The following is a 23,398-nucleotide window of genomic DNA, read 5'->3' on the forward strand; positions in this document are numbered from 1 at the left end:
CTCTCTACTCTCAATTAGAGAGCTCTCTCGAGGTGTATCATGACAGTTTCTTTTGACGTAAATACCTATATTGAGCAGCTTTCCAAGCTGGTTAATATAGATTGTGGCAGTGCGAACGTGCAGGGCATCGCTAACGTAGCGGATGTGCTGACTCTTATGTTTGAGCAAATAGGGTTTAACGTTACAAGACGTAGCGTTGATAGCGATGCAGGCCCTTGTCTAGAAATCACCAATAAGCCCAATGCTGAGCGTTACGATGTCATGCTTTGTGGGCATATGGATACGGTATTTCCCGATGGCACAATAGCGACGCGTCCCTTTACTTTTGATAGTGAGAAGATCTATGGCCCTGGTGTGACGGATATGAAGTCGGGGATCCTAAGCGCATGGTATGCACTGCAAATGCTGTCTTCGGAACAAAGAGATAAGCTTTCTATTCTTGTTGCGCTGAACAGCGATGAAGAGATTGGTTCGCGATATTCTCGAGAGTGGGTGGAGTCTTTAGCCCGTAAGAGTAATAAAGTGCTAGTGTGTGAGGCCTCGCGAGCAAACGGTAACCTGATCCGCTCTCGTAAAGGTAATGCAAAATATGAGCTGACCTTTCATGGCGTTGCCTCCCACGCAGGCTCGGCGCTGCAAGATGGCGTGTCGGCTATTTACGAGCTAAGCCACTGGTCATTGGCTATTAAAGATATGGTGAACCTAGAGACGGGCACCACAATGAACGTGGGTACGGTTGAAGGGGGAGTGGCTGTTAATGTGGTTCCTGATCACGCTAAGGCGATTGTCGACTTACGCTTCTGGAATAATGAAGAAGCAGAAACTATCCATCAAAAACTAGAACAGATGGCAGCAACACCGTTTGAGGAAGGCGCACGCGTGGAGGTTAAGCGATTGGCCTTTAAACCCGCTATGATTCCCACTGCTGCGACGGAAGAGATGATTGAACTGGTGAGTGCTGAGGCAGATAAACTGAATCTTGTTTACGGCTGGGAGAACGCAGGTGGCGGATCAGATGGTAACTTTACCGCCAACGTAGGCACGCCAACTCTGGATGGTTTTGGGCCGTCTGGCGCTGGTCTTCACTCGGATAAAGAGTATCTTCTGATTGATTCTATCAAGCCAAGGCTCGACCTATTAGTAAACGTACTTAATCGTTTATAAAGACTAAATTTGGAAAAAGCCCCTATTGCTGTGACTCGAAAGAGCAGTGGCAATAGGGGCTTTTTGTTATTTCCCTTGACTGAACGTCGGGTAATCAGTGAGTCCTTTTTCACCGCCGCCAAACAAGGTATTTGGATCGTGCTGTGCTAGCGGTGCACCGATTTGAATTCTCTCTGGCAGATCAGGGTTTGCCACAAATGGTCGGCCAAATCCGATCATATCTGCCAATCCTTCTTCGACTGCTTTTGCGCCAGTGTCGGCTTTATAGCGACCAGCGTAGATCAAGGTATTCTTGAACGCCTCGCGCAGCGCAAGCTTAAACGCCTTAGGGGTATCAGGGGCGTCGTCCCAGTCCACCTCTGCAATGTGTAGGTAGGCAATATTATGCGAGTTCAATAGCTTAGCCGCTTCGGTGTACGTATGCTCTGGGTTTGCATCCACTGTACCATTTAGGGTTGTCAGCGGTGCGAGGCGCACGCCTACACGGTCTGCTCCAATAGCATCAACCAGTGTTGTCACTACTTCGTCCAAAAAGCGTAAGCGGTTCTCTAGACTGCCACCGTATTCATCGGTTCGGTTATTCGACTCAGAATCGATAAATTGATTGATTAGGTAACCATTGGCTGCGTGAAGCTCGATGCCATCAAAGCCCGCTTCTAGTGCATTTAACGCTGCTTGATGAAACTCGGCGATTACATCTTTGATATCTGCAGTGGTCATTTCTCTTGGCTCAACCACATCCACAAAACCCGGCTCATCTGAACCATTATCGATGAATACCTTAACGTTCTCAGCCTTGATTGCTGAAGAAGAGATAGGCTGGTTGCCATTAATATTATCTGGGTGGGTGACGCGACCTACGTGCCAAAGCTGAGCGAAGATCTTTCCACCATTGCCATGTACTGCAGTGGTAACCTTTTTCCAACCAGCAATTTGTTCTTTGCTATAGATACCTGGAGTCCAAGCATAGCCTTTGCCCATAGGCGAGATCTGAGTGCCTTCAGAGATGATGAGGCCGGCTTGAGAGCGCTGACCGTAATAGGTTGCCATCATCTCATTTGCAACATCGCCTGGTTGAGACGCTCTAGAGCGAGTCATTGGAGGCATTACAATGCGGTTCTTGAGGGTGATGTTGCCAAGTTTGATAGGTTCAAATAGTGCTGAAGTCATGGGTCAATTCCTTAATGGATTGGAAACTGAGGCTAGACTATCAGCGCGCACTATTGTCTTAAACCGCAAAATGAGCAAAATACTTTTACTCATTTTGCAATAATCGATTTGGTTTAGAGGTTAACCGAGGTAGCTCTCAATGCCGTTCAAGAACATCTGAACCGCGATCATTAGCAGTAGCATTCCCATTAGTCGCTCAACAGCCTTTAGGCCCTTTTCGCCAACGATACGCTGGAATAGCTCTGAGAACATTAAGATCACAGCAGAGGCCAACCAAGCACCAACCAGAGCTAACGACCAATCCATCATGCGGTGTGGATCTTGGTGAGCAAGTAGGATTAAGGTCGCAATGATAGAGGGGCCAGCCATCATAGGAATAGCCAGCGGTACTATCAGAGGTTCTTCACCTGCCCCTAAGCTCGCACCAAGGCCACCCTCTGGCGGAAAAATCATTTTTAGACTGATCAAAAATAGAATGATAGCCCCAGAAATGGATACGGCTTCTTTATCCAATCCAAGGAAGGTGAGGATCTGTTCGCCTGCGAATAGGAATAGGAACATTACCACGAGCGCTATCACTAGCTCACGAATCAATACTAGGCGACGTCGTTTCTTATCAATATGTTTTAGTAATGACGTAAAGATGGGCAGGTTGCCCATAGGGTCCATGATAAGAAATAGCATCACAGCGGCTGATATAGTATCCATTCAATGTCCTGATAGCTGGGGTCGATTAGGCCCTGTTGACCTTTTGCGATCACATTTTGCTTTAGAAGGCCGAGATTATGAAACAAGATGTGTCTACCTGTACAGAAGAATAGTCCTTGTTTTGTCAGATAGTTAGCTTAAATAAGAGGCTAGTTTCAGAAAAAAGCTCAGATAGTTGTCGTCTTTTCCTTACCCACTCCGTCTTATAGAGGTTAGATAACTATTAAGAGAGTAAAACATGTTAAAGATTGTCAGTTTTAAAATCTGCCCTTTTGTTCAACGAGTGACAGGTGCTCTAGCGGCCAAAGGCATTCCGTTTGAGATTGAATACATTAGTCTTAAGGACAAGCCACAGTGGTTTTTAGACCTTTCTCCTAATGGACAGGTTCCTGTATTGATTACGGAGTCGGGTACGGCATTGTTTGAGTCTGATGCTATCGTTGAATATATAGAAGATGAATATGGCCCACTTGAAGAGAATGTGAGCAATGAGCAGCGTGCGCTAGATAGAGCATGGAGTTATTTAGGTACAAAGCATTATCTTCCTCAATGTGGAGCAATGAGTAGCAAGAGTGCGGACATCTTAGAGCAACGCTCTGAAAAGCTAATCGCGGCATTTAACAAGGTAGAGGCAAAGTTGGACTCTGATTTCGCCTTTTTTAAATCAAACCAATTAAGCAATATTGATATCGCATGGCTGCCTTTGCTGCATAGAGCGCATATTATCAAACAACACAGCGGCTACGATTTTTTTTGCGGTTTACCCAAGACTCAGGCATGGCAAAGGAACGTGCTGAATTCGGGATTGGTTGAGCAGACGGTGTCAGAAGACTTTGAAACGGCATTTAAGGCCTTTTACTTAAACAACACCTATCTTGCAGACAATCAAAATATTGTTCAGCCAAAAGGGTGCGGCACACAGACTAGCTGCTGCTAAAAACAAAGTAGACAAAGCCTCTTATAAAGGGGCTTTGATGCATAAAGGATGACAATGAAGATAGAAGCTATTTGGTCTGAATATCAGGCGAGCCTCAAGGCGTTTTTATTGAAGAATGTTTCAAATGCCGATGATGTTGATGATCTGCTACAAGATATCATGCTAAAGACCCACCAAAATTTGCATCGCATTGAAGATGTGAACAAGCTAAAGCCGTGGCTTTTTCAGGTAGCGAATCGAGCAATCATTGATTTTTACCGAGCGAGAGCTAGAAAAGACAACTTCAACCCTGATGATCTTTGGTATGAAAATATCGAGGAGAGCCTCTATCAACAGATGACCCATTGTGTACATCCCTTCATTCAAGCCTTACCTGAAGAAGAGGCAAAACTGCTGACTGCTATCGAGATAGAAGGACTATCGCAAAAAGAGTACGCCCAGCAGATAGGTGTGGCTTACTCAACGCTAAAATCACGAGTACAAAAGGGGCGAAAGCTTTTATTTGAGGTCTTCAACCAATGCTGCGACTTCTCAGTCAATGAGCAGGGGGAGCTCGTCGATATTCATACCAAGAATGGAGCGCGTTCACGATCGTGTTCAAAGTGTTAGCCTTTGATTGAATAAAAAAGCACCATCCGAAAGACTTAGGATTGTTGCCATAGAAAAGCTATGGTAAACATATTGTTACGTCCCCTTAGTTCAGCTGGATAGAACAAGGGCCTCCTAAGCCTTAGACACAGGTTCGAATCCTGTAGGGGACGCCACTTTTCCTCATTTCCCCTAGCCTTGCCTAAACCCTAATACATACTGCCGAAATACTACTTTTATCCCCTACAATTTCTTTTCTGCAGAAAAAGTTATTTCAAAAGGTACACTCTATGCAAACGCTGACGCAACCGATTGCATTGCAATCTTTGACGTTAAGTGTCGTTAAGGTGATGCTATATAGTAATTATTTAGAGCTATAACTCTAAATAATTGGCGGGGTTGATTAATAACTAGAAACACATTGATTGAGTGAATGCATAGCTTGGCTAAAAAATACGACTATTATTCCCCTCGATTTTTATATCGAAAATAAACGAGGAATTAATGTCTTTGACCAAAAAGATTGCAGTATGCAGTGCTTTATCACTGGTAATTGCCGGCTGTAATAGTTCAAGTAACTCCAGAGCAATAGTGGATCTTCGCTTGATGGAAACTACGGACCTTCATGGAAACATGATGCCGTTTGATTACTTCGCGAATAAAGAGGAACCGAGCTACGGATTTGCTCGTACCGCATTGATTATTGAGGATGCGCGTAGTGAAGTGACAAACAGCATGTTGTTTGACAATGGTGACCTTATTCAAGGTAGCCCAATGGCAGATTACATTGCAAATCAGTTTGCACAAGATAATGACTACTTTAATAAACATACTCATCCAGTTTACAAAGCAATGAACTTGATGGACTACGATGCCGCCAACATTGGTAATCATGAGTTTAACTACGGTTTAGATTTCCTTGCTGCGGCAACAAAGGATGCAAACTTCCCTTATGTTGTATCAAACGTATTTGAGTATGATGAAACCCTTTTAACGATCGAGCATTTTCAATCGAATACGTGTGATGTTGTTGGTACGCAGCTTGGCGCAGAGTTTTTGAATGTTGCTGAGCCTGCATTCCAACCATATGTCATGTTAGACCGCACCTTTGTCGCGCGAAACGGTGAAGAATATAATGTAAAAGTGGGGGTTATCGGCTTTACTCCACCGCAAATCATGAGCTGGGATGCTAGTCACCTAGAATGTAACGTGGTTGTATCTGATATCCAAGCAACCGCAACATACTATGTGCCTATAATGAAAGAAGCGGGTGCTGATGTTATCGTTGCAATTCCTCACTCAGGCCTGACTGGCGGAGATCAAGATGGTGAGTTCATCGAGAATGCTACATGGCAGTTGGCTAGGGTAGATGGCATTGATGCAATCATGTTTGGCCATGATCATAATAACTTCCCAACTACATCAGGCAGTTATGATGGTATGGATGGTGTAGATGCACCTGCCGGTAAAATCTTTGGCAAGCCAGCGGTAATGCCGGGCTTCTGGGGTAACCATGTGGGCATTATTGATCTGGTACTGGAAACTCGTGATGCTGGTAAGTCTTGGACTGTAAACTATGAACAAAGCACAACAGAGCTTCGCGCATTGCCAGAAGATGAGAGTGCAAAGCACCAAGCTGTAGTGGACGAAGTGGCAGCCGAGCATACTGCTACTCTAGACTATATGGCAGAGCCAATTCTCGCTATCTCTCAGAAGATCAATAGCTTTTTCTCTGCGGTAGTACCGGATCTATCTGTGCAGATCGTTAACGAAGCTCAGTACCATTGGGGTCTAAGCCAAATAGGTTCTCCAGATCTTGATTTTGAGCCTGGTTCGATTCTAATGTCTGTTTCTGCACCGTTTAAAGGTGGTCGCGGTGGCAGTGATGATTATACCGATATCAATGGCGACCAACTGACGAATGCCAGTGTTGCCGACCTTTACGTATTCGACAACAACACGCCTTCTATCTTGAAGTTGACGGTTGCGGATATTAAAGAGTGGCTAGAAACCATTGCTTCTCAACAGTACAAAACTGTACAGAACGACGGTGATTACTTACTTCATCAAATGTTCCGTAGCTATAACTACGATGTGTTCTACGCAGGTTGGGACGCAGAAGGTAATAGTATTGGGCTTAACTATACTATTGATGTGACAAAGTCACCTCGATACTTAGTTGATGACCAAGGTGAGCTTACGCTTATCGACGGCAAGCCTCAGTTAGATTCGCAGGATAGCCGTCGCATTGGCGAGTTAACTTATGATGGCCAAGAGTTGCTTGATGAGCAGATTGTTTATGTTGTAACGAACAACTACCGTGCTTCTAATGACTGGATCCCTGGCATTGACAATGCAGAAGAGGTTCTTAAGGATGCGGCTTACACTAACCGTGAATTAGTTGATCAATATCTGAAGCATCTTGCCGAGAAAGCGGACTCTAAACAAGCGGTTCCTGAGCATGAGTTTGTTAATGCTGAAAACTTTAGCTTGATTGGTTCTCAAGGCCTGACAGTGAACTTCTTATCATCGCCACGAGCAAAAGCATTTTCTGATGAAGTAGATTCAATTGAATTCACTAACGAAACTGGCAATGTTGGTGATAACGAAGGCTATAGCGTGTACACCTATACGTTTGAGTAATCGTTTTTATGGCTAATTAATAACTTAGGGCAGGCCAGCAGGTCTGCCCTTGTTGTATTTAGTTACACTTTTGTTTCTCATGTTTCATTTATCAAATAACAACAGAATAAGGTCAGGTTGTAACTGTTTGTTTTATATTGATTTACTGTTAAGTGATGATATTTCCCGAAATGTTATATCGACTATTCCATATAAATCATCAGCCTCATTTATAGTTCATTCTCTGTACAGCGATGCCACACCCTAAATAATAAAACGGTAGTCGCGTACATATTTGGCTTAGACACAGAGAGAATTGATCATGCAGGCAACCCTTACCCCCACATTTACCTCGACCAACCCCGATACTATATCGCTACTAAGGAAAGTAGACCTTAACCTTATTGTTGTATTTGAGGCTGTGATGGCTGAAAGGAACGTGACTCGCGCAGCAAGGATCTTAAACATGTCTCAACCAGCCGTAAGTAACGCATTATCGCGTTTACGTGCTTTGTTTGATGATGAATTGTTTGAGCGCATGGGTCGTGGCATTGTGCCTACCGTTCGCGCTGAACAACTTCAGAGTTCGTTGAGCCATGCTATGCATATTATTAGAGATGAACTACCCAACAGTCGTTTTGTGGCTGAGTCATCATGCCGCAACTACCATATTGTGCTTCGTGCACCGCAAGATCAGCGCTACTTGAGTAATCTGATTACCCTGGTATCAGAGCAAGCACCCGGTATAACTTTGTCTCTGATTTCAGAAGCGAGTCAGACAACGACTTCCCTTAATCAAAACGTTGATTTTGTTATTGATGTAGAGTCTGTAATGACAGAGGGCTTTACCAATAGCTTGCTAGTATCCGATGAGCTAGTTGTGGTGTTTGCTAACAATCACCCACGTCTGACTCAATATTCAAACCTTTGCTTCGAGTTCTTACAAGCAGAGAAAATGGCAGTAACCGCAAACATGCAGTCACGAGTTCAAAAAATCAAAGCATTGAGCCAAAAGCCAACATACCTTTCGAGCAGCTTAGACGAGGTGATGGCAGTGGTAGCCAATACGGATTTAATCACAGTTGCTCCAAGACGCGTAATAGAACAAGCAGGAAGTCAGTTCGATATTCGTATGCTTCCATTACCGGGCAAAGATGACCGATTCAATACCTACTTGAACTGGCATAGAGCGAATGAAAAAGATGGCTCTCACACTTGGATGAAAGAACAAATTCAAAGTGTATTTGAGAATTCGCTGCCTTTTATTGCCAAGTAAGATTGATTAGATAAAAACGCCAAAGATAGCCTCATCAAATTTGATGGGGCTTTTTAGTTTCTAGGAAGTCGTCATGTTTATACAGCAATAAGCAGTATCGATATGATGTGCACGCATACCTGAAATGCAAACATGTGATTAGATGAATATCACTACAGCTTTTAACATGGATCTTTTGTCTGTGTTTCAATATGCGTCGATGCTCATTCTCTACTAAAGCATTCCTATTCCTAACTTTATGCTGCCCTTTGTGGGGATGGCACGCGTTTGCCTCTAGCTCTGAGTCTAAAGACCCTAATCGTCCGATGTTTTCTATCCTTGGCGGGCCGGGGTATATGCCAGAAACTGGGTTAATGCTGGCCGTTGGCGGACTCTTCTCCTTTAAGACAGAAGACGATGATGCGCTACAACGCTCGTCTATTACCTTGGTAGGGGTTGCCAACGAGCTTGAAGAGGGGATTGGCTTTGGGGTTCGCTCAAAGCAAAAGGTCTTCTTTGCGGATGACGATATTCGTTATTTTGGACACTTGGATGCGGGCCATCAGAGTCTCTATTACTGGGGTATCGGTTATGAAGCGGGCACTTCGCAGAAGGCAAGTGATGACTTGCTGGTGGATCTCGAATTCGTCAAATATAACGCTGACCTTACATTTCGGGTTTATGACCAGCTTTATATTGGGCCGATCTTACGATTGAAGTACTTCTCACCCACTGAAGATAAGATCCCAGACTCAGCACTGCAAGACCCCAACTTTAACCGCTTCAAAGACTTACCGTTAAGCCTCGGCATTGGCGCTGCCATTCAGTGGGATAGCCGAGATGTGGCGGTTAACGCGAGGCGTGGCCACTTCTTTAACCTAGAATATTCAAGCTACTCTCCAGATTGGGGTAGTGATTCTGAGTATGAAAAAGCCCTCTTTGATTATCGCTTCTACCTTACTCCAAGAATGGGATCCACCTTTGCGTTCTTGAACCGAATCGAATTAAGTGATGGCGACGTCCCTTATTACGATATGGCAACCCTTGGCGGTATGGATTTCATGCGAGGCACCTACTTAGGTCACTTTCGAGACTTTAATGCCACAGAAAATACAGTGGAGTATCGTCATACGTTTAGAGACGGTGACGGTTTGAGCCGACACGGTGTCACGTTATGGCTTGGAGCGGGCTCTATTGGTGAGCAAGCAAGTGATCTGTATCAGGATTGGGTTGTGACTTATGGGGTGGGTTATCGCTATGAGTTGCAACCAAGGATGAATGTTCGCGCAGACTTGGGCTTCTCAAATCAAGATGAGGTGGGGTTTTATCTCACCTTTACAGAGGCGTTTTGAGTATGCGCTTCTTGTTTTGCTTAATCATTCTTAGTCTGTTGAGTGCGATAGCTCAGGCTGATTCTGCTCGTGTTGATTTCCCCGATCAGCAGCAGCAAGAGCACCTGAATAAAAAGTACGACCGTATGTTGCCGTTTCATGCTCAGCAGGCAATCGACCTTGGTTACCATCTACCACTGCCTTTTTCGCTCTCGTTGGTCCCTAGTGTGGCGAAGCAAGGCTACGATATCCATTCCCTTGAGGTCTCCTACGGAGACAACAATTTAAGCGATAAGTATGACCTTTCTCAGGTAACGTGGGGAGACCCTGAGATTGAAAGTGCGACTTTGCAATTAAGAGCAGCTGCATGGGTTTTGCCTAATTTGCAGGTGGGGGTGCATGGCGGTCGCTTTCGAGGACAAACCGCTCTTAGCGTTGCAATACCGACATCTATATTTGAACGCTTCTCCGAGCATTGCCAAGCGGATCCAAGATTGGGTGGTGAACTGTGCGACAAGATAGGTGAGGTGATAGAGATACCCACCTTTGAGATTGATGATATTAAAGGAACAAACTGGGGCTTTTCGGCGAATTTTGTGGGTCAGTTTGGCGGGTTTACCTATGTGATGCCGCTGAGTATGACTCAATCCAAAACCGATGACGGCCGTACTACTGCAAAAACCGTGGTGTTCAGTCCTCGTATCGGCCAGTTGTTTCCCATTGAGGGCTATGGCGCCATCTACGGATATGTGGGAGCCGCTTATATGAATACGGAAGGTCGAGTTGCGGAAGACGATGCTTTAGGGCTTGAAGGGTTAAGTTACTCTCTAGAGCAGAGTAGCTCTTCGCAATACGCTGCTGTTGTTGGTATGAACTGGAACTTTGCTGACTCATTTGGCACTAGCCTTGAGTTAGTAGCAGGACCAGAACGAAACCTAGTAAATATGGTAATGACCTACTCATACTAAGGGCATTAAGGGTTGAGAGTATGACCCGATTCAAATCCTGACGACATACTTCACTTTTCTGTGAAGAAACGCTTACTAATTAATCGTTTACATTGGTTGGCCATAATAAGCCTGTGTTACTATGCCATTTCTTTGGAATAGGTACTGGCGGGCTATGCTGGAAGTAAATGGATTAACTGCAATTCGCGATGAAAGAATTTTATTCGAAAGCCTGTCTTTTACTGTAGAGGCCGGAGATCTGATTCAGATCGAAGGGCGAAATGGTACGGGTAAAACGACGCTGCTTCGAATTATTGCTGGTTTAGGTGATAAAGAAGCCGGCGATATTGCATGGAAGAATGAATCCATCTTTGCTGACCGAGACAGTTTCCACCAAGACCTACTATTTTTGGGACACCAAACGGGTATCAAGCGCGATTTGAGTGCCTTTGAGAACCTCTCGTTTTATCTCAATATCAGTGGCCATTCCTATACCCATGATGAAGTTTGGCAAGCACTAACCAAAGTCGGTCTTGCTGGGCGAGAAGATGTGCCAGTAGCCCAGTTGTCTGCGGGACAACAACGCAGAGTTGCTTTGGCAAGACTATGGTTAAGCAAGCACCCACTCTGGATCCTTGATGAGCCACTGACGGCCATAGACAAGCAAGGAGTGAAGGTCCTTGAACAGCTGTTTCTTCAGCATACGGAGCAGGGAGGTATGGTGTTGTTGACTACCCACCAAGATATGTTTGAGAACAACAGCAAGCTACGCAAGATAAGGTTGGGTCACTAATGTTTAAGCATATGTGGGCCATTATTCGTCGTGAGCTGTTGATTGCGTTTAGGCGTCGCGCAGATGTTTTTAACCCATTGTGGTTTTTTATCATCGTTATTACCCTTTTCCCACTTGGTATTGGTCCTGAGCCCAATTTGCTGATGCGTATTGCTCCCGGCATTGTATGGGTTGCAGCGCTATTGGCGGCGCTTTTATCTTTGGAACGACTATTTCGTGATGACTATCAGGATGGGGCGCTTGAGCAATTAATGCTGATGCCACTGCCATTGCCATTAGTGGTTATCTCTAAAGTGATCGCGCATTGGATTTTGACTGGCTTACCTTTGATTCTCATCAGCCCTTTATTGGCTGTACTGCTAAGCCTGACTTGGGAGTCTTGGAGTGCGGTATTGATTACCTTGCTGCTCGGCACCCCAACTTTAAGCTTTTTGGGGGCAATTGGTGTTGCTTTGACCGTTGGGCTACAAAAAGGCGGTGTTTTATTGAGTCTTTTGATCTTACCCTTGTATATTCCGGTACTAATTTTTGCTACCTCTGCAATTGACTCTGGAGGGTTAGGCGTTGCATACAACGGCCAAATCGCAATTTTAGCGGCCATGTTAGTGGGCTCGATAACATTAACGCCATTCGCAACTAGCGCAGCATTGCGCGTATCGGTAAATTAACCTTAATTTTCTCAGAGAGTAAAAAACATGTGGAAGTGGCTCCATCCTTACGCAAAACCTGAAGCAACTTATAACCTATGCGGAACCCTGCAACCTTGGTTTACAGCGTTAGCTGTAGTTTGTCTCGTTTGGGGAACAGTGTGGGGACTGGCTTTCGCGCCAAGTGATTATCAACAAGGTGATAGCTTCAGAATCATCTATATTCATGTGCCTTCAGCAATTTGGTCAATGGGCGCCTACATGTCGATGGCGATTGCGGCCTTTATTGGTCTGGTTTGGCAGTTGCGCCTAGCCAGTATCGCCGCTTCAGCAATGGCACCAATTGGCGCTGTGTTTACCTTTATAGCACTAGTAACAGGTGCAGTTTGGGGTAAGCCTATGTGGGGCACTTGGTGGGTATGGGACGCACGCCTGACTTCCGAGCTCGTGCTTCTATTTCTCTATTTAGGTGTTATTGCACTTTATCACGCCTTTGATGACCAAAAGACAGCAGCAAAAGCGGCTGGTTTACTTGCTGTGGTAGGTGTTATCAACTTGCCCATTATTCACTTCTCTGTGGAGTGGTGGAATACACTCCATCAAGGCGCCACCATCACCAAATTTGAAAAACCATCAATTTCCAATGACATGTTATGGCCATTGCTGCTCAACATCTTCGGCTTTGCCTTCTTCTTTGGCTCAGTGACCATGACTCGTTTTAGAACCGCGATTCTGCAAAAAGAGGGACACAGACCTTGGGTGCAAGAACTCGCTAAACGTACTTTTGCTAAAGGGTAACGCATGCATTTTGATTCCCTGTCGGACTTATTTTATATGGGAGGTTATGCCTCCTACGTTTGGGGTGCTTTTGCCATCACGTTTGGCGCCCTAGGTTTGATTTTTCTATCGAGTCGCTTAGACAGTAAAGCGACTTTAAAAGAGGTTAAAAATCGGATGGATCGCCAAGCGCGTATCGATGCGGCTAAAAATATGGAGAACACACTATGAATCCTAGACGTAAAAAGAGAATGGGCTTAATTGTCGCTCTGTTGGTTGGTTTGGGAGCTACGATAGGTTTAATGCTGTATGCACTAAATCAGAATATGGATTTGTTCTATACGCCGACTGAGATCGTAAACGGTAAGAGTAACGGTGAAAAACCAGAAGTCGGCCAGCGTCTACGTATTGGTGGCATGGTTGTCGCCGGTACCGTATCTCGCGATTCAGAGTCGCTACGTGTGTCTTTTGATGTTGCGGATATTGGCCCAGCAGTGACGGTGACTTACGATGGTATCTTGCCGGATTTGTTCCGTGAAGGGCAGGGCATCGTAGCTCAAGGCGTTTTGACGGATAGCCATACCGTTGAAGCCTTTGAAGTATTAGCGAAGCACGACGAAGAATACATGCCACCTGAGGTTGCTGAAGCAATGAAGGTGGTTCACGAGCCTCTTGAGTACACTCAAGAACAACAACAAGGAAGCGCTCAATGATTGCTGAGTTAGGGCATTTTGCTCTCATCGTTTCACTCGCGATGGCGGTATTGTTGAGTGTGTTGCCTTTATGGGGCGCCTCTAAAAACAATGCGTTACTGATGAACACCGCAAGACCTTTGTCTTGGGGTATGTTTATCCTGCTAGCGATTTCGTTTTACATCTTGTGTTGGTCTTTTTATCACAACGATTTTACGTTGCAGTATATCGCGAATAACTCCAACAGTAGCCTGCCTTGGTACTACCGCATTACTGCTGTTTGGGGTGCGCACGAAGGCTCTCTACTACTTTGGGTATTGATTCAAGCGGCTTGGACGGTTGCTGTTGCTACCTTCAGTAAGGGTATGCCTCAAGAGTCTGTGGCTCGCGTACTCGCGGTTATGGGCCTGATTACTGTGGGCTTTTTGCTGTTTATCATCGTCACTTCAAACCCATTTGATAGGACATTACCTTACTTCCCTGTCGATGGGCGAGACCTTAACCCACTGCTTCAAGACCCTGGATTGATTATCCACCCGCCAATGTTGTACATGGGCTATGTGGGTTTCTCTGTCGCTTTCTCATTTGCTATCGCATCACTAATGACGGGTCGACTTGATACTGCATGGGCGCGTTGGTCAAGACCTTGGACAATTGCGGCATGGGCTTTCTTAACTGTGGGTATTGCACTAGGTTCATGGTGGGCTTATTACGAGCTTGGCTGGGGCGGCTGGTGGTTCTGGGATCCAGTAGAGAATGCTTCGTTTATGCCTTGGCTAGCGGGTACGGCTTTGATGCACTCATTAGCGGTAACTGAAAAGCGCGGAACCTTCAAAGCATGGACAGTGCTACTGGCGATTTCTGCTTTCTCATTAAGTTTGCTCGGCACCTTCTTGGTTCGTTCAGGCATCTTAGTATCAGTGCACGCCTTTGCGTCTGATCCTGCTCGCGGCATGTTCATTCTAGGCTTCTTGGTCTTTGTTATCGGCGGCTCTCTATTACTGTTTGCTCTGAAAGGTTCATCAGTACGTGTACGTGGCAACTTTGATTTAGTCTCTCGTGAGAACGCACTGCTGGCGAACAACGTGTTACTCGTAGCTGCTCTGGTTGTGGTGCTTGTTGGTACGTTGTTACCGCTAGTACACAAACAAATTGGCCTTGGCTCGGTGTCTATCGGTGCGCCGTTCTTCAACACCTTGTTCACTTGGCTGATGGTGCCGTTTGCCTTCCTATTGGGTATTGGTCCTTTGATGCGCTGGAAGCGTGACAGCATTGCGAACTTTACCAAGCCAATCGTGATCAGTGGGGTTATCTCGCTAGTATTGGGCGCGGTAATGGTGACGCTATTGGGTGAGCGCTTTACTGGTCTTGCATACCTTGGCTGGGTGATGGCGCTGTGGATCATCTGTTTACACTCGTTTGAGCTTTATACCAGAGCGACACACCGTCACTCGTTTGCAAAGGGTATCACTAAGCTACCTCGCAACCACTGGGCGATGATGTCAGCGCATATTGGTTTGGCAGTTACTGTGATAGGTATCGCTATGGTGCAAAACTACAGCATCGAACGCGATGTGCGTCTTGCTCCGGGGGATAACTTCGAGATTCAAGGTTATAACTTCTACTTTGATAAAGTGCGTGATAACGACGGCCCTAACTACGACGGTTATATTGCCGACTTTGATGTCACTAAAGATGGTAAGCACATCAATACGCTACACGCAGAGAAGCGTTTCTACACCACAGCTCGCTCTATGATGACAGAAGCGGCCATTGATGCTGGTGTGACTCGTGACTTGTATATCGCCATGGGTGAGAAGCTTGATGATGGCGTTTCATGGGCTGTGCGTATCTACTACAAGCCATTCGTTCGTTGGATCTGGGCTGGTAGTTTGTTAATGGCTATCGGCGGTGCTATTGCCATCAGTGATAGACGCTACCGCTTTCGTAATAAAGCGGTGAAAAAGGAGTCGTAATGAATAAGAAAGTATTATTTGTACCTCTAGTGATGTTTATGGTGTTAGCAATGGTGTTTGCTACCCAGTTAACTCGCAACGCAGGGGGCGATGATCCTACTAAGCTGGAATCAGTACTGATTGGAAAGCAAGTGCCTGTGTTTAAGCTTGAAGACTTAGAAACCGAAGGTCTTCAACACGATCAGGCAATATTTACCGGACAACCTTTGCTTCTTAATGTTTGGGCAACTTGGTGCCCGACTTGTTATGCCGAGCATCAGTATCTTAATGAGCTGTCCTCTCAAGGCGTGAAGATCATTGGCTTGAATTACAAAGATGATCGCGTTAAAGCCATCAAATGGTTAAGAGAGCTGGGCAATCCTTACATGGTTAGCTTGTTCGATGGCAGAGGAATGCTAGGACTTGATTTAGGGGTTTATGGCGCGCCAGAGACCTTCTTAATTGATGCCAATGGCGTAATTCGCTATCGCCATGTGGGTGATGTGAATGCAACCAACTGGCGTGAAAAACTAGGTCCTATGTATCAAGAGATGCTTGATGAGGTGAAATCATGAAAAAGTGGTTAATTGCCTTAGTTGCTTCAATGATGATGAGTATGACTGCGTTTGCTGTTATTGAGATTCATGAATTTGATTCTCCAGAGCAAGAGCAGCAGTTTCACGAGCTCAATCAAACGCTTCGCTGCCCAAAATGTCAGAACAACACTATTGGTGACTCTAATGCAGAGCTCGCCCTCGATCTTCGTGAGAAAGTGTATGAGATGACCAAAGAGGGTAAGTCTAAGCAAGAGATTGTCGATTACATGGTGGCACGTTACGGTAATTTCGTGACTTATCAGCCACCGTTTACTGCAGCAACGGCTATTTTGTGGCTCGGACCACTGTGCGTAGTATTAATTGGTTTTGGTTTCATTCTCACCAGAAGCCGACGCAAACCAGCCAAGGCTGTAAAGAGCACACCACTGAGTGCAGAAGAGCAGCAACGCCTTGATGCATTGCTTAAAGAAGACAATGGAGACAACAAATAATGACGTTGTTTTGGATTTCTACCCTAGTTATTGTCCTCTTTTCGGCGGCACTAATTGTAATTCCACTGGTTCGCAAAAAAGCGGTCAATGATGCAGAGCGTCGTGATGAGCTTAACAAAGCGATATTTAAAGAGCGTGTTGCTGAGCTTGGCGTTGAAGATGAAGAAGGTATTGTTGTTGATAAAGACGAGCTGATCGTCGATTTGAAGCAAGCACTCCTTGATGATATTCCTCAAGATCAGCAACTAGCGTCAACAAAACTGGCCTCTCCAGTACTTGTTGCCGTGGTATCTGCCGTTCTTTTATTGGGCGTTTCTTATGGCTTCTATGCTAAGTTTGGCGCAATCAATGATGTGAAACATTGGCAGGAAGTAAGTGCAAACTTACCGGCTCTTAGCAAGAAGCTAATGGATGCCAATGGGCAACCAATGAGCGACGATGAGCTTAAAGATCTTACTTTAGCGCTAAGAACTAGCCTGCATAGGAACAGTGATGATGCGACTGGCTGGCTACTATTAGGCCGAATTGGACTGGCCAATCGTGATATCCAAACTGCTATTGGCGCAATGGAGCGAGCGCGTAAGTTAGAGCCTGAGAACCCTGATATTCAGCTAGGCCTCGCGCAAGCACTCACCCTATCTGGTGATGAAGTAGATCAACTTGAAGCAGAGCGTCTTCTTCATGATCTGCTGCGCAAAGACTATGTGGATTTACGCGTGTTCTCACTGCTTGCCTTTAGCGCATTTGAGAAACAAGACTATGCAGGCGCAATTCGTTACTGGAGAACCATGCAGCAGCTTATTGGCCCTGACGATAGTCGCTACGAGATGCTAGAGCGAAGCATTAGTAGTGCCCAGCGTAGCCTTGGCACAGAAGGCGAAGCCGCCCCAGGTCTGGTGCGTATCGGTGTATCACTATCAGAAAATGTGGCATTGCCAGAGCAAGGCGTGTTGATCGTATCTGTGCATAGGGCGGACGGTTCACCGATGCCTGTGGCAGCAGCGCGCTATGGCTTAGGCACCTTCCCTCGTATGATCATGATGGATGATGGAAATAGCATGATTGAGGGCAACAACCTGTCGGACCTAGAAGAGTTCATCGTACGTGCGCGTATTGATACCGACGGCAATGTCTCTACCAAAGGTGGTGACTGGTATGGTGAGAGTGAAGTGACGACTAAAGGGGAAGATGTTAATTTAGTCATTAATAGTCAATACTAGTTCTAGTGATTGAGGGTGCAAAGGCAGGGCCTTTGCACCTAACTAATTGAATCGACAGGGAACGGATGTCCTATATGAGTCGAATTTGGATCTTGATTGTCACATTGATGATAGGCTGTGCTTCCAATCCTGAAGGGGATAGCGAAGGACGAGCCGTGTCTCATCCCAATGATCCCTTTGAAGGCTTTAACCGCACCATGTGGGATTTCAACTATGACATCCTCGACCCGTACTTTGTTCGCCCTGTATCCCTTGCCTATACTGGCTACACTCCTAGTTTTATTCGAACCGGCATTAGCAACTTCCTTGCTCATCTAGACGAGCCCTCAAGTGTGGTGAATAACCTTTTGATGGGTAACGGCACCCTCGCATTTAATCACTTTAATCGCTTCTGGATTAATACCACCTTTGGTGTTGCTGGGCTTTATGATGCCGCAGCACACGGCGGTATTGCGAAAGAAGAAGATCGCGTGTTCAGCGATGTCCTCGGTAAATGGGGATTAGGAAGTGGTTGGTACTTCATGTTCCCAGGCTATGGCCCGTACACGCTGCGCGAAGTAGGGGATTTTGCCGATGGCCTCTATCCAACACTTTCGTACCTCAACATTTGGGCAAGCTTCGGCAAATGGGTGTTTGAGGGCATGGAAACTCGCTCTGCACTAGTAGCACAAGAAGAGTTGCTGAATAACTCCCCTGATCCTTATGCGTTATCCAGAGATGCCTACCTACAGCGCCGTGCCTACAAAGCCGATGTTGCAGACCACGAAGCCGTTGACGAAGAGGAAGAAGATTTCTTGGATGATTATTTGGATGAGGAGTTTTAGTTTTTAAAAGCTTCGAGCTTCGAGCTTCAAGCTCCAAGCTTCAAGCTCTGATATGACCCCGTAAAAGTAGACACGGGGCTTTACTTTACTAGCTCGAAATCATTGGGACTAACTCCATCGAGTGTCCCATGTTTTCTCACTGAATTATAATAATTAACAATATAAAGTCGACTTTGAGTGATCATTTGCTGGCGAGATATCTCTCCAAGGTTACTCATCCACTCTTTTTTGTACTGGGCGAAGAAGCTCTCTGTACACGCATTATCCCAGCAGTTTCCTTTTCTTGACATACTAACGGTAATGTTGCGTCTATAGTGCCAAAGTAAGGTGCATTCAGCGGTATATTGTGTTCCTTGATCCGAGTGAAACAATAGCTTTTCACCATTTGGTTTCCTCGCTTCCCATGCTCGATTTAGTGTCTTTATGACCAAGTCAGCATTATTAATTTTGCTTGTTCCCCAACCAACCACCTTTCTTGAATACAAATCGAGAACTACACATAAATACTGCCAACCATCTCGGCACCTAACTTGAGTGATATCAGATGTCCAAACACGATTGGGCTCTGCGACTTTGAACTTTCTGTTAAGTATATTAAGGGCAGTAATCTTACTCGACCTATTAGCTGCGCGACCAAAACTGCGTTTACAAGCCGTAGAGCGGTATCCCATAGCTTGTAGCAAGCGCTGAACCTTAGCTTTGCTACACACAAAACTATTCTCTACCGCCAACTTCCACAACTTCCTGTAGCCGGGAATGCAGTGTTGCTTGTCACTAGTAACCTTAAGGAACTCAGACAGAGAGCGGTTCTTTACAGAGCGTTCGCTAGGCTCACTGTTCAGCCATTTATAGTAGCCTGCACGAGACACCTCAAAGAGTTCACACAGCCATTTAATTGGCCGTTTAGCACTATGGTGCTTAGCGATAAACTCAAACTTTATTCTTTTCGACTGTCGAAGTAAGCCTTCGCCTTTTTTAACATATCATTCTCCATTTCAGCCCTTTCAAGTTGTTGTTTAAGACGAGCGATTTCTCGTTCTAACTCAACCAAAGAGTGCTCTGGACCTTCGTTTCTTAAAGGGTTTGAAGTTTTCTTAGATGATGTCAATTCTTGTCTCCATTTACTTAAAACAGCGGGATGAATTCCTAGCGATATTGCGACAGATTTTACTGTATCTGGAGACCTCAGGGATTTTTGAACAGCGTTTCTTTTAAACTCGTCTGAAAATATTCTTCTTGGCTTTATTTGCATGACACCTAATACCTTAAATTAGGTGTCTACTTTATCGAGGTCGTATCAGCTCCGAGAGCCCAGGTCCCAGAGCCCAAGTCCTAGAGCCGTTATCCCTATCCTTCTGATTTAACTTGCTTTTCCCATTTACCTTCTCTTACATCCTGTCATTTTCCCGTAATTAAAATTCACCTAATTGTTCATTTTATTCAATTAGTCTCCCATGGATTTTATAGACAACCATTATTGGGGAAAACATGAAACTAAAGCTAAGTGCTCTGGCTGTTGCCAGTGCTGTTTTACTAGCTGGGTGTAACGATAGCTCAAACGATACTACAGACAGAGATAAGCCACCTGCAGAAGTCTCCGGTGTTAAGATTGCCTTTATGCCTGATATCCATTTTCATGATGTGTACGGTGATTTCAAGGATGGCTCATTTGATGGTCTGTACAATAGTATCACTGGCAAGGGTGCCACGATCCGCACCATGCAATCTCAGATGGAATCAACGCGTCTTTTCAATGAAAACTATTTTGCGATGATTGCAGCGCTTGATGATGTGGTGGAGCGTGGAATTAAGCACGTTGCGCTACCTGGCGACTTTAGTGATGACGGCCAGCCTGTGCACATGCGTGGCTTGGTTGAGATTTTTGATCACTACGCCGAAAAATATGACTTAGAATTCTTTGCAGCCCCTGGCAACCACGATCCAACGCGTCCATTTAGCATTCCAAACGGCAAGCGCGACTATCTTGGTGAAGGTGGTAAGGAACAACGCATCTACAGCCGTGGTTCAAATGGCTGTGACGGTTATGCGGGTGACTGGACCATCATCCATGGTGAGTGGGATTTACCACAAGTATGTACTGAAGAGGTACAAGAGTGGGGCTATAAGGAGATCATGGATATCCTAGCACCACATGGCTTCCATCCAACGCCAGACCACTTCTATTTTGAAACGCCATACTCATCTCAAGGCGCTCGTGATCATTATCGCTATGAGACTGCTTATGTAGAGTCTAAGTTTGAAAACCGCTTCTTCGAGATTTGTCATGAAGGCACAGGCGGCGACTACAAGAAAGAAGGCTACACGTCATGTTCAATGGTTCCAGATACGACCTACCTAGTTGAACCTATTGAGGGTGTCTGGTTGATGGCTATTGATGCTAACGTATACCGACCAAAGGCAGGCACTGCTGACAATTCCGAAAACGGCAACGACTTTGACGGCTCTAGTAACGCTGGTTACAACATGATGCTGACTCACAAAGAGCACGTGATTGAGTGGATAGCCGATACCGTTGAAGCGGCAAAAGAGCAAAACAAGGTACTTATCTCGTTTAGCCACTTCCCTATGACAGACTTCTTTAACGGCGCTTCAGAAGAGATTGAAGACATCTTTGGCGAAGGCAACTTCCAGCTTAAGCGTGTTCCAGAAGATGATACGTCAAAAGCACTGGCGCAAACGGGTCTAGGCATCCACGTGGGTGGTCATATGCACTTCAATGATACGGGCAAAAAGCAGTACAACATTGGTGGTGAAACCTATACCTTGTTCAACATTCAAGCTCCGTCGTTAGCGGGTTATATTCCGGCTTACAAGGTTCTTGAAATCCTTCCTCAAGGTCAAGTTGAAGTAGAAACCGTCATTATCGAAGAAGTTCCTCGCTTTAATGAGCTGTTTGAGCACTACGCTGAAGAGCACGCTCATCTAACTGCTATGGGTAAAGAAGACGCATGGACTCGTGAGATCCTTGATTCTCAAGATTACTACGAGCTAACAGACTGGCATATTAAAGAGCTAACTCGACTGCGCTTCTTGCCAAATGAATGGCCACAAGATCTGAAGAATATGCTGTTTAATATGGATGGCAAGCAGATGCTAACCCTATCTCAGCTCGAGACAGATATTACGGTTTGTCAGCTGAAAGCAGCATTAGATATCCCTTGTGCAGATGCATTTGCCAACGAAGACCTAGACAAGTTCTTGCAAGACTGGACTAAAGCAAAAGAGAAGGCGACTGCGCTAGCCAATCAGCATGGCATGAGCCTAATGTCGTTTGCTGAGTGGAACGGTACTGAACTGGCTACAGACTTCTATCGTCTGCGTAACGCTGATGAATTAGCTTTCCGTGATATCAAACAGTCACGTCTACCCCAGTACAAACTGCTGAGTGATGAGCTGTCTGAGATGGATACTGAGATTCGCTTGCCGGCAGGTTCTGAGGGGCATACCCCGGTAGGACAGGTATTCAAGGTGCGCTTTGGTACTCTATTCTACATCCTTGACCGTTTCGCGACGGGCGAAGCGAGTGACCACTTCCTAATTGATACTGAATTGGGCGAAATTATCGACCTGAAGAAGGTAGCAGACCGCGAAGCGATGCTGTAATTTAAACAAAATAACACCGAGGGCGAAATCAACGGGTTTGATTTCGCCCTTTTTTGTTTCTCAAATATTAGTAAAGAACTCGCTAGGTTTTGTTTTATGCATCTCGAAAAATTCTCCGATATCTATCAGCGCGCCGCTAAACGCAAGGGTGGCAGAGCTCAACTTGAAGCTCGACTTTCTGTCCCTTTTTCTAACGAAGAAATAGCGAAAATTCCTGATGACCGCTGGCTGTCTATTTTTAGTCTCAAGGTGTTTCAGTCAGGGATGTCATGGAAGGTTGTTAGAGACAAGTGGCCAAATTTTGAAGAGCTGTTCTTTGGTTTTAAACCAGAGCTACTTTTGATGCTATCCGATGAGCATTGGGAAACGAAGGCGAAAGATCCCAAGATTATTCGACATTTTGGCAAGGTAATGACCATTAAAACCAATGCTGAGATGTTGATGGACGCAAGGCTGACACACGGCTCATTCGCCAAGATGGTATCCGAATGGCCATCAGAAAACATCACAGGCCTATGGGATCATTTGAAAAAGCACGGCGCGCGATTAGGTGGCAATACCGGCCCATACGCACTGCGCCAAATGGGCGTAGATACCTTCATTTTATCCTCAGATGTTGAAAGTTACCTGCGAAACTACGGCATTATTGATGGTGGTCGAGACACCAAAAAATCACGCGCTGCCGCTAACAAAGCATTTTCCCACTGGCAACAAGAGTCGGGCAGAAGCTTGAGTGAGATAAGTCAGGTGATTGCGTTTAGTTGTGGGGATAATAGGGTTTAGCGGCGGGGAGATGCTTCTCTGGGCCCTAGGTTCTAGTCGCTAGGATTCTCGATGCCTCATCATCTACTAAAGCTTTTATTGTAGGGTTTGGAACGCACAGATCATAGATTGCCGATAAGAGACCTCGGCAATGACGTGTTTATCTAGGCTAGTAGTGTTCACGGGGAGTAATCCGGGTCATCCCCGAATGCTTTTATCGGGGATCTGTGATTGCACAAACCAGAGATTGCCGATAAGAGACCTCGGCAATGACGCGTTTTTCTAGGCTAGTAGTGTGAACAAGGAATAATCTGGGTCATCCCCGAGCGCTTCT

The 23,398-nt window shown here is 45.5% G+C and carries 22 protein-coding genes and 1 tRNA gene; 20 read left to right on the forward strand and 3 right to left on the reverse strand.

Going from position 1 to position 23,398, the window contains the following annotated elements:
* Positions 1 to 39 precede the first annotated feature (39 nt).
* A complete protein-coding gene (locus OCU35_RS04535; protein WP_261825723.1) occupies positions 40 to 1,164 on the forward strand; it encodes a M20 family metallopeptidase in 1,125 nt (374 codons plus the stop codon).
* Between the two features lie 66 nt (positions 1,165 to 1,230).
* Here OCU35_RS04535 and OCU35_RS04540 read toward each other — a convergent pair whose 3' ends face one another.
* Together OCU35_RS04540 and OCU35_RS04545 are read right to left on the reverse strand one after the other, a co-directional pair.
* Complete coding sequence (locus tag OCU35_RS04540; RefSeq protein ID WP_261825724.1) at positions 1,231 to 2,334, reverse strand: alkene reductase; 1,104 nt, start codon at positions 2,332 to 2,334, stop codon at positions 1,231 to 1,233.
* A 120-nt stretch (positions 2,335 to 2,454) separates the two neighbouring features.
* Positions 2,455 to 3,042 carry a YhgN family NAAT transporter gene (locus tag OCU35_RS04545; protein WP_017027760.1) on the reverse strand — a complete coding sequence of 196 codons (588 nt, stop codon included), beginning with the start codon at positions 3,040 to 3,042 and terminating at the stop codon, positions 2,455 to 2,457.
* Positions 3,043 to 3,280: 238 nt separating this feature from the next.
* Between OCU35_RS04545 and OCU35_RS04550 the strand changes: the two genes are divergently transcribed.
* From OCU35_RS04550 to OCU35_RS04630, 17 genes are all read left to right on the forward strand, one after another.
* Positions 3,281 to 3,979, forward strand: a complete 699-nt coding sequence (locus tag OCU35_RS04550) for a glutathione S-transferase family protein (protein WP_261825725.1) — start codon at positions 3,281 to 3,283, stop codon at positions 3,977 to 3,979.
* A 54-nt stretch (positions 3,980 to 4,033) separates the two neighbouring features.
* A complete protein-coding gene (gene sigZ, locus OCU35_RS04555; protein ID WP_261825726.1) occupies positions 4,034 to 4,588 on the forward strand; it encodes an RNA polymerase sigma factor SigZ in 555 nt (184 codons plus the stop codon).
* A gap of 79 nt (positions 4,589 to 4,667) precedes the next feature.
* Positions 4,668 to 4,743 (forward strand) — tRNA-Arg (locus OCU35_RS04560).
* 328 nt (positions 4,744 to 5,071) lie between these two features.
* A complete protein-coding gene (locus tag OCU35_RS04565) occupies positions 5,072 to 7,210 on the forward strand; it encodes a bifunctional 2',3'-cyclic-nucleotide 2'-phosphodiesterase/3'-nucleotidase (protein WP_261825727.1) in 2,139 nt (712 codons plus the stop codon).
* Positions 7,211 to 7,511: 301 nt separating this feature from the next.
* Positions 7,512 to 8,465, forward strand: coding sequence for a transcriptional regulator LeuO (gene leuO / locus OCU35_RS04570; RefSeq protein ID WP_261825728.1), 954 nt, complete (start codon positions 7,512 to 7,514; stop codon positions 8,463 to 8,465).
* A gap of 191 nt (positions 8,466 to 8,656) precedes the next feature.
* Positions 8,657 to 9,796 carry an outer membrane protein assembly factor gene (locus OCU35_RS04575; RefSeq protein ID WP_261825729.1) on the forward strand — a complete coding sequence of 380 codons (1,140 nt, stop codon included), beginning with the start codon at positions 8,657 to 8,659 and terminating at the stop codon, positions 9,794 to 9,796.
* Positions 9,797 to 9,798: 2 nt separating this feature from the next.
* Positions 9,799 to 10,743 (forward strand): hypothetical protein, encoded by a 945-nt coding sequence (locus OCU35_RS04580; protein ID WP_261825730.1) that lies wholly within the window; start codon positions 9,799 to 9,801, stop codon positions 10,741 to 10,743.
* 154 nt (positions 10,744 to 10,897) lie between these two features.
* A complete protein-coding gene (gene ccmA, locus OCU35_RS04585; protein ID WP_017032495.1) occupies positions 10,898 to 11,515 on the forward strand; it encodes a cytochrome c biogenesis heme-transporting ATPase CcmA in 618 nt (205 codons plus the stop codon).
* On the forward strand, positions 11,515 to 12,183 hold the full coding sequence (gene ccmB, locus OCU35_RS04590; protein WP_261825731.1) for a heme exporter protein CcmB: 669 nt from the start codon (positions 11,515 to 11,517) through the stop codon (positions 12,181 to 12,183). The genes ccmA and ccmB overlap by 1 nt, the downstream gene beginning before the upstream one ends.
* 27 nt (positions 12,184 to 12,210) lie before the next feature.
* Complete coding sequence (locus OCU35_RS04595; protein WP_017027775.1) at positions 12,211 to 12,960, forward strand: heme ABC transporter permease; 750 nt, start codon at positions 12,211 to 12,213, stop codon at positions 12,958 to 12,960.
* 3 nt (positions 12,961 to 12,963) lie between these two features.
* Positions 12,964 to 13,170: a heme exporter protein CcmD gene (ccmD, locus tag OCU35_RS04600; protein WP_017027776.1), complete on the forward strand. Its 207-nt coding sequence runs from the start codon at positions 12,964 to 12,966 to the stop codon at positions 13,168 to 13,170.
* Positions 13,167 to 13,652: a cytochrome c maturation protein CcmE gene (ccmE, locus tag OCU35_RS04605; protein WP_065210079.1), complete on the forward strand. Its 486-nt coding sequence runs from the start codon at positions 13,167 to 13,169 to the stop codon at positions 13,650 to 13,652. The genes ccmD and ccmE overlap by 4 nt, the downstream gene beginning before the upstream one ends.
* Positions 13,649 to 15,607 (forward strand): heme lyase CcmF/NrfE family subunit, encoded by a 1,959-nt coding sequence (locus OCU35_RS04610; protein ID WP_017027778.1) that lies wholly within the window; start codon positions 13,649 to 13,651, stop codon positions 15,605 to 15,607. The genes ccmE and OCU35_RS04610 overlap by 4 nt, the downstream gene beginning before the upstream one ends.
* Entirely contained in the window at positions 15,607 to 16,161 is a 555-nt protein-coding gene (locus OCU35_RS04615) for a DsbE family thiol:disulfide interchange protein (RefSeq protein ID WP_017027779.1), read from the forward strand. Before OCU35_RS04610 ends, OCU35_RS04615 begins: the two co-directional genes overlap by 1 nt.
* A complete protein-coding gene (locus tag OCU35_RS04620; protein ID WP_017027780.1) occupies positions 16,158 to 16,634 on the forward strand; it encodes a cytochrome c-type biogenesis protein in 477 nt (158 codons plus the stop codon). The genes OCU35_RS04615 and OCU35_RS04620 overlap by 4 nt, the downstream gene beginning before the upstream one ends.
* Complete coding sequence (gene ccmI / locus OCU35_RS04625; RefSeq protein WP_261825732.1) at positions 16,634 to 17,854, forward strand: c-type cytochrome biogenesis protein CcmI; 1,221 nt, start codon at positions 16,634 to 16,636, stop codon at positions 17,852 to 17,854. The genes OCU35_RS04620 and ccmI overlap by 1 nt, the downstream gene beginning before the upstream one ends.
* Before the next feature lie 74 nt (positions 17,855 to 17,928).
* Positions 17,929 to 18,678 (forward strand): MlaA family lipoprotein, encoded by a 750-nt coding sequence (locus OCU35_RS04630; protein WP_261825733.1) that lies wholly within the window; start codon positions 17,929 to 17,931, stop codon positions 18,676 to 18,678.
* An 80-nt stretch (positions 18,679 to 18,758) separates the two neighbouring features.
* On the opposite strand, the gene OCU35_RS04635 is transcribed toward OCU35_RS04630, so the two are convergent.
* A protein-coding gene (locus tag OCU35_RS04635; protein ID WP_261825059.1) for an IS3 family transposase occupies positions 18,759 to 19,930 on the reverse strand; the annotation gives its coding sequence in 2 pieces (ribosomal slippage) (positions 18,759 to 19,660 and positions 19,660 to 19,930; 1,173 coding nt in all).
* A 236-nt stretch (positions 19,931 to 20,166) separates the two neighbouring features.
* Here OCU35_RS04635 and OCU35_RS04640 point away from each other — a divergent pair.
* Both OCU35_RS04640 and OCU35_RS04645 read left to right on the forward strand, forming a co-directional pair.
* On the forward strand, positions 20,167 to 22,302 hold the full coding sequence (locus tag OCU35_RS04640; protein WP_261825734.1) for a metallophosphoesterase family protein: 2,136 nt from the start codon (positions 20,167 to 20,169) through the stop codon (positions 22,300 to 22,302).
* A 96-nt stretch (positions 22,303 to 22,398) separates the two neighbouring features.
* Positions 22,399 to 23,085, forward strand: a complete 687-nt coding sequence (locus OCU35_RS04645; RefSeq protein WP_261825735.1) for a DNA-3-methyladenine glycosylase I — start codon at positions 22,399 to 22,401, stop codon at positions 23,083 to 23,085.
* The last annotated feature ends 313 nt before the right edge of the window (positions 23,086 to 23,398 follow it).

Source organism: Vibrio breoganii, from assembly GCF_024346795.1.
In the GTDB taxonomy this organism is placed as follows: domain Bacteria; phylum Pseudomonadota; class Gammaproteobacteria; order Enterobacterales; family Vibrionaceae; genus Vibrio; species Vibrio breoganii.